Origin of the sequence: Solibacillus sp. FSL W7-1324 (assembly GCF_038008025.1) — a bacterium.
In the GTDB taxonomy this organism is placed as follows: Bacteria; Bacillota; Bacilli; order Bacillales_A; family Planococcaceae; genus Solibacillus.
The window spans coordinates 3388977-3406914 of sequence record NZ_JBBOYH010000001.1 but is presented as its reverse complement, the minus strand read 5'-3'; the positions used below and the strand labels follow the sequence as shown (position 1 = coordinate 3406914).

Annotated in this window: 17 protein-coding genes; 13 read left to right on the top strand and 4 right to left on the bottom strand. The window is 38.2% G+C overall.

Annotated elements, in window-relative coordinates; all coding sequences use genetic code 11:
• The first annotated feature begins 75 nt into the window (after nucleotides 1-75).
• On the top strand, nucleotides 76-1002 hold the full coding sequence (locus tag MKY71_RS17005) for a manganese-dependent inorganic pyrophosphatase (RefSeq protein ID WP_340733432.1): 927 nt from the start codon (nucleotides 76-78) through the stop codon (nucleotides 1000-1002).
• A 423-nt stretch (nucleotides 1003-1425) separates the two neighbouring features.
• Here the strand turns inward: MKY71_RS17005 and MKY71_RS17000 are convergent, their stop codons facing one another.
• On the bottom strand, nucleotides 1426-2649 hold the full coding sequence (locus MKY71_RS17000) for an IS110 family transposase (RefSeq protein WP_340732598.1): 1224 nt from the start codon (nucleotides 2647-2649) through the stop codon (nucleotides 1426-1428).
• Between the two features lie 132 nt (nucleotides 2650-2781).
• Nucleotides 2782-4254, bottom strand: a complete 1473-nt coding sequence (locus tag MKY71_RS16995) for an FAD-dependent oxidoreductase (protein WP_340733430.1) — start codon at nucleotides 4252-4254, stop codon at nucleotides 2782-2784.
• Between the two features lie 154 nt (nucleotides 4255-4408).
• Between MKY71_RS16995 and MKY71_RS16990 the strand changes: the two genes are divergently transcribed.
• The 12 genes from MKY71_RS16990 to MKY71_RS16935 all read left to right on the top strand — a co-directional run bounded on the left by MKY71_RS16990 (nucleotide 4409) and on the right by MKY71_RS16935 (nucleotide 15148).
• Entirely contained in the window at nucleotides 4409-5113 is a 705-nt protein-coding gene (locus tag MKY71_RS16990; protein WP_339196366.1) for a DsbA family oxidoreductase, read from the top strand.
• Nucleotides 5114-5328: 215 nt separating this feature from the next.
• Nucleotides 5329-5967, top strand: a complete 639-nt coding sequence (locus tag MKY71_RS16985; RefSeq protein WP_339174101.1) for an FMN-dependent NADH-azoreductase — start codon at nucleotides 5329-5331, stop codon at nucleotides 5965-5967.
• A 201-nt stretch (nucleotides 5968-6168) separates the two neighbouring features.
• On the top strand, nucleotides 6169-6474 hold the full coding sequence (locus MKY71_RS16980) for a winged helix-turn-helix transcriptional regulator (RefSeq protein WP_339174098.1): 306 nt from the start codon (nucleotides 6169-6171) through the stop codon (nucleotides 6472-6474).
• A gap of 85 nt (nucleotides 6475-6559) precedes the next feature.
• Nucleotides 6560-7471, top strand: a complete 912-nt coding sequence (murB, locus tag MKY71_RS16975; RefSeq protein ID WP_339174095.1) for a UDP-N-acetylmuramate dehydrogenase — start codon at nucleotides 6560-6562, stop codon at nucleotides 7469-7471.
• Between the two features lie 102 nt (nucleotides 7472-7573).
• A complete protein-coding gene (locus MKY71_RS16970) occupies nucleotides 7574-8332 on the top strand; it encodes an exodeoxyribonuclease III (RefSeq protein ID WP_339196364.1) in 759 nt (252 codons plus the stop codon).
• Between the two features lie 78 nt (nucleotides 8333-8410).
• On the top strand, nucleotides 8411-10822 hold the full coding sequence (locus MKY71_RS16965) for a penicillin acylase family protein (protein ID WP_339174090.1): 2412 nt from the start codon (nucleotides 8411-8413) through the stop codon (nucleotides 10820-10822).
• A gap of 253 nt (nucleotides 10823-11075) precedes the next feature.
• Nucleotides 11076-11363 (top strand): late competence development ComFB family protein, encoded by a 288-nt coding sequence (locus MKY71_RS16960; RefSeq protein ID WP_445265725.1) that lies wholly within the window; start codon nucleotides 11076-11078, stop codon nucleotides 11361-11363.
• A gap of 312 nt (nucleotides 11364-11675) precedes the next feature.
• Nucleotides 11676-12095, top strand: coding sequence for a transcriptional regulator MntR (mntR, locus tag MKY71_RS16955; protein WP_340733429.1), 420 nt, complete (start codon nucleotides 11676-11678; stop codon nucleotides 12093-12095).
• A gap of 26 nt (nucleotides 12096-12121) precedes the next feature.
• Nucleotides 12122-12979 carry a CvfB family protein gene (locus MKY71_RS16950; RefSeq protein ID WP_339174083.1) on the top strand — a complete coding sequence of 286 codons (858 nt, stop codon included), beginning with the start codon at nucleotides 12122-12124 and terminating at the stop codon, nucleotides 12977-12979.
• Between the two features lie 119 nt (nucleotides 12980-13098).
• Entirely contained in the window at nucleotides 13099-14013 is a 915-nt protein-coding gene (locus MKY71_RS16945; RefSeq protein ID WP_339174080.1) for a DUF1002 domain-containing protein, read from the top strand.
• A 99-nt stretch (nucleotides 14014-14112) separates the two neighbouring features.
• The gene (locus MKY71_RS16940) at nucleotides 14113-14394 is read left to right on the top strand and encodes a GNAT family N-acetyltransferase (RefSeq protein WP_340733428.1); all 282 of its coding nucleotides are present in this window, start codon (nucleotides 14113-14115) and stop codon (nucleotides 14392-14394) included.
• Between the two features lie 346 nt (nucleotides 14395-14740).
• A complete protein-coding gene (locus MKY71_RS16935) occupies nucleotides 14741-15148 on the top strand; it encodes a 3-oxoacyl-ACP reductase (protein WP_339174076.1) in 408 nt (135 codons plus the stop codon).
• 142 nt (nucleotides 15149-15290) lie between these two features.
• On the opposite strand, the gene MKY71_RS16930 is transcribed toward MKY71_RS16935, so the two are convergent.
• Both MKY71_RS16930 and MKY71_RS16925 read right to left on the bottom strand, forming a co-directional pair.
• Nucleotides 15291-16811, bottom strand: coding sequence for a succinate CoA transferase (locus tag MKY71_RS16930; RefSeq protein ID WP_339174073.1), 1521 nt, complete (start codon nucleotides 16809-16811; stop codon nucleotides 15291-15293).
• A gap of 328 nt (nucleotides 16812-17139) precedes the next feature.
• Nucleotides 17140-17790, bottom strand: coding sequence for a LytTR family DNA-binding domain-containing protein (locus tag MKY71_RS16925; RefSeq protein WP_339174070.1), 651 nt, complete (start codon nucleotides 17788-17790; stop codon nucleotides 17140-17142).
• Nucleotides 17791-17938: the final 148 nt, after the last annotated feature.

Here is a 17938-nt window from a genome sequence, read left to right as displayed (position 1 = left end):
TAAATCTTCTATTTTTCACTTTCTGAACGTTATGTTAAAATGAAGAGCGAAAAGCATTTAATAGGAGGCTCACTCATGAGTAAAACATTAGTTTTCGGACATAAAAACCCAGATACAGATACAATTACTTCAGCAATTGTTTATGCATATTTAAAACAACAATTAGGTGTAGATGCAGAAGCGGTTCGCCTTGGAGAATTAAATAACGAAACAAAGTATGCACTAGAAAAATTCAATTTTGAAGCGCCACGTCTAATTGCTAACGTAAAAGATGAAGGCGCAAAAGTAATTTTAGTGGATCATAATGAGTTCCAGCAATCAGCAGATGGAATCGAAGAAGTACAAATTTCGGAAGTGATCGACCATCACCGTATTGCAAACTTTGTAACAGCTGACCCGGTTTATTTCCGTGCGGAGCCTGTAGGATGTACAGCAACAATTTTAAATAAATTATTTAAAGAAAATAATGTGGAAATTCCGGCTAATATTGCTGGTTTAATGCTTTCTGCGATTATTTCGGATACATTACTATTCAAGTCTCCTACATGTACAGAGCAAGATGTGAAGGCCGGTGAAGAACTGGAAGCTATTGCAAATGTCGATGCTGCACAATACGGTTTAGCTATGCTAAAAGCAGGTGCGGACCTTTCGGATAAATCATTGGAAGATTTATTATCATTGGACGCAAAAGGGTTTGAATTTGGTGAGTATAAAGCGACGGTTGCCCAAGTAAATGCGGTTGATATCGAAGACGTTCTTGGACGCCAGGAAGAGCTTGAAAACTTATTGAACAAAAATATAGCTGATAACGGCCTGGATTTATTCTTCTTTGTCGTAACAGATATTTTAAACAATGATTCAACAGCAGTTGCAGCTGGACAAGTTGCAGAAGAAGCTGCGAAAGCTTTCGGTGCAACAATTGTCAATGGCCGCATCAGCTTACCAGGCGTTGTATCACGTAAAAAACAAATCGTTCCCGTTTTAACTGAAAACTTAAAATAAAAAATGATGAGGCTGGGACATAACCCGAAAATGCTATTTTTCTCTTAGAGAAAAATAGCATTTTTTTGCTGAGTGTTAAAATTGATTTCCATTCCGGGACGCTTTCCGCGGGCGTGGCCTGAGCCTGTAGTCTCAGGCGTCACGCTATTCCCGCAGGAGTCGCCCTGCATTCCAATCAATTTTGCAAAATATCCGTTTCTTAATAAAGGATTTCCTGTTATTTATCGGTTATTCTACTTATGTCCCAGTCTCATTTCTTACGATTAGTCAAGTGTATTCTACAACTTTAGTAGCTATTTTAGATTTAAGTGTAGGGGCATAGTTTCTCTCTTTATTTTACACTTATATTTTTATATGCCAAAAAGACCTAACGATTTTTATTTTTTTCGAGAGGTCTGTATGATATAGTGGAGTTACGTTTTATTACGATTTCTGAGCTGGTAGTGCGGACTCATAATCGTAAAGGATGCCTCGTGTTAATAACTGAAATGTCACTTTCAGAAACTTATTAACACAGGCGATGATCGCAACCTTATGAGGCTTTCTCTGAGGTTGCGTTTTTAATTTATAATAGTAATCCGCAAAATGATTTGGTTTCTCTTTTAACATAAGCATCCCTTGCATCATGAAATATAAAATTTTCCGCAAATGTTTATTCCCACGCTTATTGATACGATCCCGATATTGTGTGTTCCCGGATTGATAGCGCATGATATCGATCCCTGCGTAGGCGTTTAATTGTTTTGCATTTCGGAAGCGGCGAATATCACCGATTTCACCAATCAAGCGACAAGCTGTTGTTTCACCCACACCAGGAATGGAGCGTAATACAATATATTCTTGACGTTCTTTTGATAGCTCCGTCATCTGTTGGACAAGCGCCTCTTTCTTTTCCTTCAGTTCTGCAATACGAGTTGCGTAATCCTTTACTTGATCACACCTTACATCTGTCGGCTTAATGGCCGGATAACTATTTTGAGCTGCTTCCATTAGTTCAACGGCTTTTTTCTCTGCACGAGTAAGGGAAAGGTTCTTTTTCGTATTCGCCTTCAACCGATTTTTTATGACGGTTTTTGAATGAGACAAAACAAGGGTAGGGTGTGGGTAAAGCTGTACGATATTTAAAAATAATGCGGAACTTGGCGTAATGAGTTTTTCAAGCTCTGGAAAACTCATATGTAAAATCGCATGCATCCGACTCTTTAGTAAAATCATTTCCTCATCGATTTCATCATAATAGCGTGTAAGTGCACGCATCTGTTCATAATAATCATCTTGAACGTAAGTCGCTTCACGTTCCAATCTAAAATGCGTTTTGGCTAGTTCATGTGCGTCACTTACATCCGTTTTATGGCGTCGCATTTTCGCCATCTGTAAATTCGCTTCAAGTGGATTCATCCGACTATATGTATAGCCATGATTTTTGAAAAACGCTTCTACTGATTTGGAATAGACGCCTGTTGCTTCAAATACAATTTCAGGAGCTTGTCCATCTAGTTTCTTCATTTCTTCGATACGCTCGTGTAATCGCTCAAAGTCAATTCGTGTGTGATTTAATTCGCCTTCAAACTCACATTTTCGATACCGATCATAAATAACGACCGAACTTTTGCCTTTACTAACATCTAACGCAATGACATGTTTCATGATTTCATTCTCCTTTTTAGCCAGTCATAGAAGCCTTCACAATACCTTATCGATTCCACTTTCTTATACACGATCTCTTTGGACCCAACATACTAAACTGATTCATATAAGGGCGTGAAGTTAGCCGGTTTTTTATACGGACTCACAAATGGTCCCAGAGGCTGGTCGGCTTTTCTTCACTTCTACTATAAAAAAATAGTAGCACAAACCATGGCCTTGGTTTGTACTACTAATGTTAGTATGTTTTTTCATTTTTAACGGGTAGACGGCAGGGCCTTCAATAACCTCGCCTTTTGCGTTATAGCGTGATCCGTGGCAAGGGCAATCCCATGTATCATCTGCAACATTCCACCTTGTTTTACAGCCAAGATGTGTACATTTCGGTGCATCCGGTCTGTCGATATAGCCTTTTACAAGCTCTTTTCCAATCATCCCGCCTGTTTGCAGCATAAAGTAAAAAGTCTTTCCGAAATTTGAACGATTCGGTGAGAATAATGCGGTTGCAGGGTTTGCAATTCTTTTAATAAGATCCGTAAGCAATGTTCCGGCAACAAGTGAAGAAGAAAGTCCCCATTTGTTGAAGCCCGTTGCAATATACAAACTGTCATCACTTGGAGAAAGTTGACCAATATATGGGATTTGATCTGCAGTCATAACATCCTGAGCACTCCATCCGTATTCATATGGCGGAAGCTCAAAATCTTTTGTTAGCTCATGCTGCAATGTTTCGTAAAACGGGTCTGTATCGCTCGTCGATCCGGCTGTATGTGATTGTCCGCCGTAGATGAAGTAGGGCTGATTATCGATCAGTGCTGTTCTGATAGTACGGCTTTGCGCATCGATACTTAAATATTGGCCTTCCAACAGCTGTGAATATTTAGTTGCTGTCAGGTAAGAACGTTTAATTTGCAGCTTCATCGAATAAAGCTGACGAATCGATTCAATCGGATAATGTGTGCATAAAATCAGCTTTTTATAATGCACAGTATGGTCATTGCTTGTATGGAGGCAATTTTTGGACATCTCTAATTTTGTAACCCTCGTATTTAAATAAAGTTGAGCTCCATGTTTTCTTGCTAAATGGACATACGTATTTGTGAACTGTACTGGATTGATCTGACCTTCATTTTTAATACCGAGCGCAAGTTCTAAAGGAACCGAAAGCTCGATTTCTTTTGTGGCTTCAAAGGGAATGCCGATTTTTTTATAGCTTTCCGCCTCATTTAACAGCTGCTCTTTCCCTTGTGGGGTAGCTGTATATACATAGGAAGTAGCGCGGGAAAAGCTTGTGCTATTTTCGGAGGCGGCTTGTTCAATAGCTCGTTTATTCGCCTCGTAGTAAATTTTCCCGTCTTCTTCACTTAGTTTTGAGTAAATGAGGTTATGCTGCACTGTCAATTTTCCAGTCGAATAGCCGGTTGTTCCTTGTGCAAACTGAGGCATTGCTTCGATAAGAACGACACTAAGCCCCTCTTTAGCAAGCGAATAGGCAGTATAAATGCCACTAATCCCGCCTCCGATTATGCATATGTCGCAGTTGATCGATTCTTGAAGGGTAGGAGCAGCAAAATCTGAATGTGTTGGGAGCCAGAGCGATTGTTTCAAAATATCACCTTTTTATTTTTTAGCATTGGGCATTTGACGAGGATTTATTCAGGAGTTGTCACATATTAAATATTTCCGGGCCAGAGGGGTAGTTTCAAACATTGTACTTTTGTATTGTTGCTCGCTACAATACAAGACAAGGAGAGTGATTAGCATGAAAATCGAAGTATGGTCCGACTATGTATGTCCTTTTTGCTATATCGGCAAAAAACAATTGGAAATCGCATTAGATGAACTTGGGTATGGAGAGGCGATTGAAGTATCATATAAAAGCTATTTATTAGATCCTTCTACACCTGTTGATACAACAAGCTCTGTATACGAAGAATTGTCCCGAAAGTATCAAATTTCATTAGATGAAGTGAAGAAAATGACAGCAAATGTTACAGCACGTGCCAAAGAAGTTGGGCTTGAGTACAATTTTGATGATATGAAAAGTGCAAACACTGTAAAAGCGCACCGTTTAGCAAAATGGGCTGAAACGGAAGGGAAAGAACAGCAGTTCACAGAGCGCGTTTTAAAAGCCTACTTTTTAGAAGGTGAAGCAATTGGGCAAACTGATGTATTGCTGACATTGGCAAAAGAAGTCGGCTTATCTGCAGAAAAAGCGCGTCAAGTTATTGAAAGCGATGAGTATATGGAACAGGTACAGCAGGATATTGCGGTAGCTCAAAATCTTGGTGTACGCGGTGTACCTTTCTTTGTCATTGATAATAAGTATGGAATTTCAGGTGCACAGCCACAGGAAGTATTTGAACAAACAATCGAAAAGGCAGCGCAGGAAAGTGGTTTGCGTAAGCCCTTGAAAATGCAAGGGGTAGACGGGGCTGCGTGTACTGACGATTCTTGTGATATTTAACAGGAGTTCACGTGGTGTTAACGGGAAATTTTACCTAGATTCGTATTTTTATATAAAAGTGAAATAGGAATTCAGACTAAAGTATGAGGGCAATCTAATTGATTTTTTTAGGTTGTTCTTTTATTATATATAAGTACCTCGAATTTGAGATATTTTAAAACAAGATAAAAATATTCAAAAAATAAATAAGATTGAAATAGTAGGGAGAAATGAAAATGACAAACGTATTAGTAGTAAAAGCAAATAACCGTCCGGACGGCGTATCAACAAAAATGTATGAAACATTCATGGCGGAAGTAGCGAACGTTGAAGGTTTAAACGTAACATCTTTTGATGTATTTGAAGAAAATATGCCATATTTTGGCCAAGAACTATTCAATGCATTCGGTAAAGCACAAGCAGGCGAAGAATTATCAGCAATCGAAGCAGGTTCATTAGCTGCTTTCAATAAATCTCGTGAAGCATTAACAGCTGCAGATGTAGTAGTATTTGCATTCCCATTATGGAACTTAACAATTCCAGCAGCATTACAATCATTTATCGATTACACTTATGGCGCAGGTTATTCATTCAAATACAATGAACAAGGTCAATTAGTAAGCTTAATGACTGACAAAAAATATATCGTATTAAACGCTCGCGGCGGTATTTACTCAACACCACAAGCATCTGCTTCAGAAATGTCTGTAAACTACATTAATGCAGTTATCGGCGGCGTATATGGTATGGAAAAAATTGATGAAGTTATTATCGAAGGTCATGCTTCGAATCCAGCTGGTGCTGAACAAATTATTGCTGATGGCTTAGAAAAAGTAAAAGCTGCAGCGCAAAACTTGGCAAAAGTAACAGCTTAATTTAATTATTCATATAGTAGAGAAGGGTTGCTCACAAAGTTGTGGGCTCCCTTCTTTTTTTAGTCGGATAACAGCGTGTCTTAAGGTAAAATGTCACTTGGCAGTAAGCTACTTACTTTTCGTAATTAATGAGAAGTGGTAATATAATAAGTAGCAGTTAAATAAATTTAGTTTTAGAGTAGTGAATATGAGGTGAAGAAAATGAAAGAATCAGCACTATGTCCGCGCCTGTCAAAAGCAATGGAGCTTGTAGGAAAACGCTGGACAGCTTTAATTATTTATCAATTGTTGGAAGGGCCTCAACGTTTCAATGCAATCGAAGCTGCATTACCGATTAGTGGACGCTTACTGTCGGAGCGACTAAAGGAACTCGAAAAAGAAGGTATTGTTGAACGGAAAGTGTTTTCAGAAGTACCGGTTCGTGTTGAGTATAATTTAACCGATAAAGGGCGTTCACTTGAACAAACTGTGAGAGAAATTGAAATATGGGCAAAAACTTGGTTATAAATCTTGCTGTTTTACTTGTAAAAAGCGTTATAAAAACAGATACTTAAAAAGTACGTCAGCTTTACAGGAAAGGAAAATGTTTTTTATGACAATTCAACAGTGGGAAAATGATTTATTACAATGGATTCCTTCAACTAATATAAAAAAAAATGAAACATTAAAAAAATATACGATGACAAAACTTGGCGGTAAGGCAGATATTTTAGTACTGCCGAAAACTGAAGAGCAAGCAGCAGCAGTCGTTAAGTATGCATACGAAAATAATGTACCGCTACTCATGCTGGGGAACGGCTCCAATATGGTTGTACGTGATGGCGGGGTACGTGGTATCGTCCTGCATTTTGCTTTACTGGACGAAATTCGCATTGAAGGTGAAACGGTTTATGCTCAAAGTGGGGCATTGATCAAAGAAGTATCAAAACAAGTTGCAGCTCAAAGCTTAACCGGTTTTGAGTTTGCATGTGGTATTCCAGGGTCAATAGGCGGAGCAATGGCAATGAATGCAGGTGCGTACGGTGGTGAAGTTAAAGACATCGTCACATCATGTAAAGTATTGACACCGGAAGGAGAGGTTCTTGAGTTGAACAATGAGCAACTAGAACTTTCTTACCGTAAAAGCATCATTGCTAAAAAAGGCTATTTTGTACTGTCTGCTACGTTCCAATTAGCACATGGTGATCAAAAGCAAATCGATGAGAAAATTGCCGATTTAACATTCCAGCGTGAATCGAAGCAGCCGCTTGAATACCCTTCAGCAGGCAGTGTATTCAAGCGCCCGCCAGGTTATTTTGCAGGTAAGCTTATTCAGGATAGTGAATTGCAAGGTAAAGGTGTCGGAGGGGCAGAAGTTTCTACAAAGCATGCAGGATTTATCGTCAATAAAAACAATGCCACGGCAAAGGATTATATTGATACAATTCAAATGGTACAGCGTGTTGTAAAAGAGAAGTATGATATCGACTTGGAAATGGAAGTAAAAATTGTCGGTGAAGACTAATCTTGGATGATATAAAATGACTTCAACTCGTGCTAGTTTAGCGCGGGTTCTCTTTTTTTAATGGATAATTTTAATATGAGTTACATAAAGGGAGTAGGATAGATGAAATTTATTTCGTGGAATGTAAATGGGATTCGTGCATGTGTAAATAAAGGGTTTTTGGATTATTTCCGTGAAATGGATGCGGACTTTTTCTGTATCCAGGAAACAAAATGCCAGGTAGGACAGATTGATCTTCAACTGGAAGGATATTATCAATATTGGCACTCGGCAGTGAAAAAAGGTTACTCTGGTACAGCTGTCTTTACGAAACATGAACCGTTAGCAGTGTATTACGGTATCGAAAATGAAATAGCGGCAGATGAAGGACGTATCCTTACATTGGAATATGAAAATTTTTATTTAGTGAATACATACACACCGAATGCCAAAAGGGATTTAACTCGTTTGGAAGAGCGGTTGCAATGGGAAGACCGTATGGCACTCTATTTGAAGGAACTTGATGCGAAAAAGCCCGTCATTTATTGTGGAGATTTAAATGTTGCACATAGCGAATTGGATATTAAAAATGTGAAATCCAATATCGGAAATTCCGGATTTACATATGAAGAGCGCGGGAAAATGACAGATTTGCTTGCAAGCGGTTTTACAGATTCGTTTCGGCATTTCCATCCGGACCTAACCGACCACTTCACATGGTGGAGTTATATGGCGAAAGTACGCGAAAGAAATATCGGCTGGCGCATTGACTATTTTATCATCTCCGACCGGCTTGTAGATAAGGTTGAGGAAGCATCCATACATTCAGAAATTTTAGGTAGCGATCATTGCCCTATCGTATTAAAATTAAAAACGGTGTAAGATGAATAGACTAATAGAAACAGAACTTTTGCAGCATATTAAAGCTTTGTGAAAAAGAGAAAAAAAGAGGTGGAATTTATGGCACAACAGGCGAAAAAGTCAAAATGGCGCAAATTTATAAACATCGCCATTTGGGCAGTCGGGATTTTAATTATTATAGGTGGTGCGGCGGTAGCAGGATTGCACTTATACGTATCCAATTCTAAACCTGTCATTGAAGGTGAACTTGCAGTATCCATTTTAGATGATGATGTGGAAGTTACGAGAGATGGTGTAGGAGTACCGCATATTGTGGCCAAGTCCGATGCAGATCTTTATCGTGCTCAAGGCTATGTCCAGGCACAGGATCGTTTATTCCAAATGGATTTGGCACGCCGTCAAGCAAGTGGTACTTTAGCTGAGGTAGTAGGGGAATCTGCGGTAAATACAGATAAGTTTTTCCGTACATTCAGTTTACGACAGGCTGCAGAGTTATCATGGGATGACTATGATGCACAGTCAAAACAAATTCTTGAATGGTATGCGGATGGGGTAAATGCTTTTATCGATGAAGTAAAAGGTACAAGCAAACTTTCATATGAATTCAAATTACTTGGGTATACACCTGAAGCTTGGTCACCGATTGATTCATTGACAATCGGAAAATACATGGCATATGACTTAGGCGGAAACTGGAATCAGCAGGCTTTCCGTTCATGGGCAATGCAGAATTATACAAAAGAACAAGCTGAAGAATTATTTGTAGAATACCCTGAAAACGCTCAATCAATTATTGAGGCAAATTTAAATCTTGAAACGGATATTGCAAGCGCCATTCCAACGGATTATTTGCCGTCAGAACATAACGGCAGTAATAACTGGGTTATAAGCGGTGACCTGACAAAATCAGGTAAACCATTACTTGCAGATGATCCGCATCTAGGATTAAGCACGCCATCTGTATGGTATCAAATGCATCTGCAATCACCTGAACAAAATGTTAGTGGTGTCATTTTTGCAGGGATTCCTGGAATTATTCTTGGACATAACGAAGAGATTGCATGGGGTGTAACGAATGTAAACCCGGATGTGCAAGATTTATATATTGAAACACCAAACCCGGAAAACCCGTATGAATTTGAGTATGACGGTGAATGGGAAGAGGCAACTGTACGACAAGAGCCGATCAAAGTAAAAGACGGTGAAACGGTTGACTTTGAAGTTGTGGAGACACGCCACGGTCCAGTCATCTCTAATATTATGCTGAAAGATACTGAGATGAAAGAGCAATTCTCTATGCAGTGGACAGCACTGCAATCAACACAGGAATTAAAAGCAGTTCTAGGCTTCAATAAAGCGACAAATTGGGAAGAGTTCGAAGTTGCACTAGAAGACTTTAAAGCACCGGCACAAAACTTTGTGTTTGCTTCAACTGATGGAACAATTGCATACAAAGCAAATGGTCTAGTACCAATCCGTAAACAAGGTACAGGTTCATTACCGGTACCAGGTAACTCTTCGGAATACGGCTGGGAAAGCTATATTCCATTTGATGAGCTGCCAACGGTTATTAATCCGGAAGAAGGCTTTATTGCAACAGCGAACAATCAAGTGGTAGGCGAGGAATACCCTTACCATATTTCGAATCTTTGGGCACAGCCTTATCGATATGAGCGAATCGTAGAGATGATTAAAACACCGATGTATGATGAGGAAACAGGTGAATTATTAAAGCTTTCTGTTGCGGAAATGAAAGGTATGCAAATGGATAAGAAGAATTTGCATGCAGTAGAATTTTTACCAGACTTGCTTGAAACGATTAAAGCTCAAGATCAAGATGGTAAGTACAAAAATGTCATTACGCTTCTGGAAGAATGGGAGTATTACGATGACAAAGACCAAGGCGCACCACTTGTGTACCATTTCTTAATCGAAAACATGGAAAAAGCATTGTTCCAGGATGCAATGCCGGAAGATGTGTATAAATTAATGCCTGGCAAATCGCAAATTACAGACCAAATGCTGCGTGATGCATATGCAGGTAATTCGGGTGTCTGGATTACAGAAGAAGGCGGACTGGATAAATTCGTATATACTGCCTTCGAGGATGCTGTAACGAAGATTAAAGGTAAATACGGGACATCCGTTTCAAAATGGAAATGGGGCAGCTATAATCAGCTTACATTTAAACATCCATTAGCAAGTGCGTCGGACTTTTTAGCGGACTATGTCAACCCTGAAAAACTGCCGGTTGGCGGGTCTAGTGTTACCGTACAGGCAGCTTCCGAAGATGGCAGCGGAAATGTAAATCACGGTGCATCGTGGCGTTTTGTTGCAGACTTGGATAATTTAAATACAGCACATCACATTGTCGGTCCAGGACAAAGTGGACATGTGAAGTCAAAATGGTACGACAACCAAGTTTCAAACTGGGTATACGGCCGTTACCATAAAACAAATATTAATGGCGATATTAATACGAAGTACGAGTTAATTTTAAAAGCCGAATAGAAGTAAAACACCCTTTTTCTCAACGAGAAAAAGGGTGTTTTACTTTCTGGATGCATTTTTTTGCGCTTAATTTGATGAGTTTACTAAAGGCAGAAAGTAGTATACTGATATTTATAAAGTAAGCTAAAATATAGAGGTATAGTTTTTAATTCAAAAGTAAAAAAGTCACATATTCTAATCGAAAAGTTTGAGTTAAATTACTTTGCGTTATATGATTATAGAAGAGAATCCAGTTTTATAAATGAGGCGAAAGATGACAATGTCAGGTATTATATTAGTAAATGTAACAGAAGAAATTGTAAAAGGGCTTGTAAGTTTTCTGCTGCATGGCGTTGAATATCAAACATTTTGTCATTGTGAACAATGTGAGATGGATGTGAATGCAATTGTTTTAAATGTATTGCCGGCTCGTTATGTTACTTCAAACGAAACGAGAGATGCTGTATTTAAACAAATGAGCACACCGGAAAATCTTGAGGAAATCAACAAACAGATTATCCGTGCCCTTCACATTGTTAAACAATATCCTAAACATCCATAAGAAATGATTCAATGCATTCTTTATGTATATAAGCAGTTACGAGCAAGTTTTATAAAAGGTAAAAGGAAGAGGTTATTCAATTAGGGGCATACTAATTGCAATAGCCTTTTTCTTTTAATGCCTTTTAGCGTAGGAAGCTGTTTGTATAAGCCGTAATTCACGGAAATGACGGACTAACCTGCTTCCTGTCTTGCGATAGCCGAATCGTTATGGAATGAGCCAATGTAATTTAAGCGTTTACTGTTTTCAGTTAACTTTTTGCGTGAAATTGTAGTAAACTGAAAGAAGCAATTGGAAAGAGAGGGAACAGCTATGCCAACACCTAGCATGGAGGACCACATTGAACAAATTTATCTACTAATTGAACATAAAGGGTATGCACGTGTGTCCGATATTGCTGAAGCTTTATCTGTTCTACCTTCCTCCGTTACAAAAATGGTGCAGAAATTGGATAAAGACGGCTATTTAATATATGAAAAATATAGAGGCTTAACATTAACGCCAAAAGGGCAAAAGTTAGGAAAGAGACTTGTTCAGCGACATGATTTGCTGGAACAATTTTTGCGTTTAATAGGGGTTGATGAAGAACGTATATATGAAGACGTTGAAGGGATTGAACATCACTTGAGCTGGAATTCCATTGATCGCATTGCAGATCTGGTCCAGCTTTTAGAAGAAGAGCCTCAATTGACCAAGAAGCTGGAAGAAATGAAATCAAATCATATTATGTAATGATTGACTAGAAAAAGGAGAATATGATGAATCAATTAATAAAATCAGGACAAGTTGTGGAATTAACGGTATTGGAAGAGCAAGGGTCACGTTATATTTTAACGAATGGTGAGTTGGAAATTCCTTTAAATGCATCAGATGTAATAGAAGAAATTGCAATCGGCGATGTTTTAAAAGTTTTCCTTTATACGGACCGTCGTGGAGACCTTCAGGCAACGACAGCCATTCCGCATATTACAGAAGCGGATTATGGTTGGGCACGAGTGTTGAAAGTGACAAAAGAAGGGGCTTTCTGTGATATTGGTACTTCCCGCGAAGTATTAGTGCGTGCTGAAGACTTACCTGCAATTGAAGAAGTGTGGCCGGAAGCGGGAGATCATTTGTATATTACATTACGAACAGATCGCAACGGGGATTTATTCGGTCGTTTAATTACAGAAGAAAAGGTTAATGACATGTTTGAAGGCGCAGCAGAAGATATGTTCAATAAAAACATTACAGCTCGACCATACCGTCTATTACCGGTAGGTTCGTTTTTATTAGGCGTTGAAAACCCTTATCGTATTTTCGTACACGAATCGGAAATGAAAGCTGAGCCACGTCTAGGACAAGAAGTGCAAGTGCGCATTATTGATGTGAAGGAAGATGGCTCGTTGAACGGCTCATTCTTACCCCGAAAACATGAGCGTTTAGGTGATGATGCGGAAAAAATCTTCGCCTATTTGGAAAGTGTCGGTGGGAAGATGCCATTTGGCGATAAGTCAACACCGGAGGAAATATCCGAAATGTTCAATATGAGTAAAGGTTCGTTTAAACGTGCACTAGGTACTTTAATGAAAGCACGCAAAATTACGCAAAAAGACGGCTGGACAGAAATCGTTTAGATACAAATATAAGTAAAAGGGGAAATACATATGAAACCTTTTACTTTTTTTATTCGTATTATTTAAAGAATGTATAGCAAAGTTGGACAATATATACATTCGCAAAGGGGGATATACAAATGAGACAAAAATGGATGGCAGTCATCGCAGCATTCGCTTTATTGATTTCTTTCGTTTTACCAATGAGCGCTTCTGCGGCTACTACAGAACAAAAAAATCCAATCAATGAAAAGCTCGGTGTACCAATCGTTGTTTATGGAAGCAATTTATCTGCTGATGAAAAGGAATTAGTGAAAACTGCTTTACGTGTAGATCAGGAATCAGAAGTAGATGAAATTACAATTTCAGGACAGGATTTAGCTAAATATATAAAAGATAGTAACCCAAGTTCACGCATGTTTTCATCTGCTAAAATTACGCGTCAAGATGCTGGTAAAGGACTTACGATTAGTATCGTAACACCAGATAATATTACACAGGTAACATCGGAAATGTATGCAAATGCCATGTTAACAGCAGGTATTGAAGATGCGATTGTGGAAATTGCTGCACCAAAACCGGTAACAGGTCACTCGGCATTAGTCGGGATATACAAAGCATATGAAGCAAAAACAGGTGAGACATTAGATATCGAGCGTACAGATGTTGCAAATGACGAATTATCCGTTGCTACATCAATTGCTGAATCGGCAGGCGTTTCAGATGCACAAGTTTCTGAATTATTAACAGAAATTAAAAAAGCTATTGCAGAAAATAAACCGGGAACAAAAGAAGAAGTTCAGCAAATTGTTGAAGAACAATTGAACAAACTGCAAATCAATTTAAGTGAAAAAGACCGTCAGCTTTTAGTGGATTTAATGAACCGAATTAGTAATTTAAATATCGACTTCGGTAAATTATCATCACAGCTTTCGGATTTAACGGCAAAATTCGATGAAAAGTTCGGGGCGATATTAGAGGATGAAGGATTTTGGCAAAGCGTCAAAAACTTCTTCAATAATTTAATCAATACCATTTCATCCTGGTTCAAATAAAATAGTCGTTCAGTGAAAGCACTCATAAATTCGGGTGCTTTTATTTTTATTGAAAATTCAAATTATGGTATATTGTGAAGTACAGAAGGAGGGAGAAATATGGAATTTATTTATAAAGACAAAGGGAACAACTATGGTGCTTTGGAATATCAAAAGGACGGTCAACGTGTTGCTGAGATTACCTGGTTTTTACGTGATGGTGTCATGAATATGGATCATACGTATGTTTCTGATGTACTGCGCGGTCAAGGGGTAGCCAAAAAGCTTTTAGATGCTGCTGCGGATTATGCACGGGAAAACAATTACAAAATGAATGCCCTTTGTTCATATGTCGTTTCTTCATTCCAAAAAAGCGATGCGTATGACGATGTAAAAGTATAGCAATATACAAAAAACACGATTTTCTTTTTTTAGAAAATCGTGTTTTATTATGGAATTATAACTTTATTTTGTTTTAATAGCATGTGAATTAAAAACCTACAAATAATGAAATCAGAGCTGTAACCACTGCGGAAACACCGAGAAGCGAAAGGATTTCGGTACCTTTGTATGTAATTTCTTTGTTGTGGAACATAGTGACCACTCCTTTATTTTTTTATTTATATATATTTATCCAATTCAGGTAGTTTTTAATCCTATAACACCGAATGTTTTAAAAGAATTTCGCAGGGTATATTAATTTATATGAAAAGGGAAATTAAATTCCGAAATAGGAGGTAATATTATTATGGCTAAATTAAAAGGTAAAGGCGTTGTAGTTGCAGGATTATTAGCGGGTGCCGCTTCATTTTTAAGTAAAAAGGAAAATCGTGATAAAGCAATGGATTATTTGAATAAAGCAAAAGGAAAAGTAAACGAAAGCGGTGGCGTGCAGGGCTTGATGGAGAAAGTTCAAGGCAAATCTGCTGGTTACAGTAATGAAGATGCACATCCATCATCAACTGGTGATTTGGATACAAATGTTGCGAAATCAGCTTCAGTCGGGAAAGATGATTACAAGAAAGAATCACTGGAGGAAGTTGCATCGACAGCTGGAGAAGTATCAGACCATACTTTAGAGGGTAACCAAATGGTCGAAGAAGGCGGTCAAACAACACTGGAATATTACAACCATGAACAGGACAAACGTGCATAAGCAGTCCGATCCTTTATATAAAAACAAGGCAGGCGGGAAATTAGCCGCCTTTTTTTATGTTTTTTGTGGTTAGCAATTAAAAAGGGTTTGTCTTGAAACGTTAATAAATCGTTTCAGACAAACCCTTTAACATATATAAAGATTAAGCGTTAGCTGTTTCTTTTTTCATTGTTTTGTTTTTAGCAAGGTTAACGTGCCAAGATAGAGCTTCCTCTAAGATATGAGGAGTGTGTGCGCCGCCAGTTGCTTCGTAAGCGCGGTTATAGTAATCCCATAACTGCTCTTTGAAATCTGGGTGAGCACAGTTTTCGATGATTAATTTTACGCGCTCTTTTGGAGCAAGTCCGCGTAAATCAGCGATACCTTGTTCAGTTACAATTACGTCTACATCGTGTTCAGTATGGTCTACGTGAGAAACCATTGGTACGATTGAAGAAATCGCGCCGCCTTTTGCGTATGATTTCGTTACGAAGATACCAAGACGAGCGTTACGTGCGAAGTCACCAGAACCGCCGATACCGTTCATCATTTTAGTACCTGAAACGTGTGTAGAGTTTACGTTACCATAAATATCTAACTCAAGAGCAGTGTTGATTGAGATTAAGCCCAAACGACGGATAAGCTCTGGGTGGTTAGAGATTTCTTGAGGACGTAAGCAAATTTTATCAGCATACTTTTCTAAGTTGCCGTAAACTTTTTTCTGTAATTCTTCTGTAAGTGTAATAGAAGTTGCAGCAGCAAAGCGTACTTTACCAGCATCGATCAAGTTGAATACTGCATCTTGTAAAACTTCAGAAGCAACTACCAAGTTTTCGAATTCTGCATCAGCAAAGCCGTCTAATACTGCGTTTGCTACAGAACCTACACCTGATTGTAATGGCATTAATTCATTTGTTAAACGACCCGCTTTGATTTCAGAACGGAAGAAGTCTAATAAAATGTTTGCCATTGTTTGTGTTTCCTCATCTGGAGGAACGATTAATGAAGGAGCGTCTGGCTCTTCAGAAATAACGATTGCTTTAATTTTAGCTGGATCAACTTTAATACCGATTTCACCGATACGTTGCTCAGCATTTGTCATTGGGATCGCGTCACGCTTACCTTGTTCACCTGGAACATAAATGTCGTGAATACCGATCAATGCTTCTGGATGAGAGATATTTAATTCGATAATAATATTCTCTGCATACTCAGCGAAGATAGGAGAGTTACCTACAGAGTTAGATGGAATAATTAAGCCATCTTCTGTAATAGCAACTGCTTCTAAAATTAAGTGTTTAATAGGACCGATAATTCCTTGACGTACTAACTCAGCGTTGTGAGAAAGGTGTGCGTCTACATAAGAAATTTCGTCTTTGTTAACTAAACCGCGCATTACCGCATCCCCTTGGAAAGGACCGCGTTTGTTAATAACGCCAGCAGCAGCTAGGTAGTTATCAACTTCAGGACCTAATGAAGCCCCTGTATATACATCAATTTTGAATTTTTCATTTTTAGCGCGCTCTACTAATGCCATTGGTACAACTTTAGCGTCACCTGCGCGAGTAAATCCTGACATCCCTACAACTGTGCCATCTTGGATTAAAGCAGCAGCTTCTTCAGCAGATACAACTTTATCTACTAATTGTTTTAAACCTAAACGTTTCTCAACTCGTGGATCCATTAATAAATCCTCCCCTAATAAGTTATTTAATCGTTTGATAAACAGAAAACTTTTTTAATTTTCTGTGTATTTTACCAGGTAGTAAACCGGCATTTATGCTAATATTATCATCAAATTGTCACATTTACTTCACGCCCAACATAAAAGCGCTTAAAAGGTGAATAATAGAGAAATTTAGTGTAAAAAAGAGATAAAAAAGATTGGTTATGAAGTGTAGAGTAGAATTTGTTCAGCAAATTTGCACAATTAAAGTCAGGAAAATAGGTCAAAAGACTAAATGGGGAAATGAAAAAGCGACTCGTGTATGTACGAGTCGCTTTTAAATGTTTTAGAATCCTAAAGAACGGCGGAAGTAGCTTGCATAGCGTTGGCTTACAGGAATACGCGTACCGTCTTTCATAATTAATAGGAAAGTTGAGTGTGAATCTGGTTGGATTTCATCGATATAATCGATATTTACAATGTAAGAACGGTGGCAGCGGATGAACGAATCAGGAGCTAAAAATAACTCTAGGTCACTTAAGTTCAAGCGGTGATACCCTTCACGGTGCATCGTTTTTACAAATGTTTTACGCAATTGAGTCTCCAAATAAATCACTTGGTTGTGTTTAATTGGATACCAGCAGTCATCAATTTTTACTGTGATATAATTTGTTAAAAATGGAGAAGGTTTTTGAGGGAAGATTGCTGTAATAGCACCTTTTGTTTCACCTTCTTCAATGAGAGGAATACTCATTCCGTAATACGGAACTCCGAATACGTCCGATTCAATGTATGAATTGATTTTTTGACCATACGTTAACGCTTTGTACGCAGCAGAACCTTCTTTGATCGGGTCACCTGCTTTGATTTTCAAGTCTACCTTTTTGCTTGGCTGGTAATATAAATACTCATTGGTATCTGAAATAGCAATTGATGTATTCTCAGGGAAAAATTCTTTAATGACTTCCATAATTTCTTCTATTTGTCTTGGATCCACTTTATAACACCTCTTTATAAGCATTTTATACAATTATGAACTATTTTACTACATATTTAAAGAAATTGGGTTGGGAAGATTTTTTAATTTGAAAAATATTTATTAGAGATAATAAAAGGAATTATTTTCATAAAAAATTTAGTGAAAA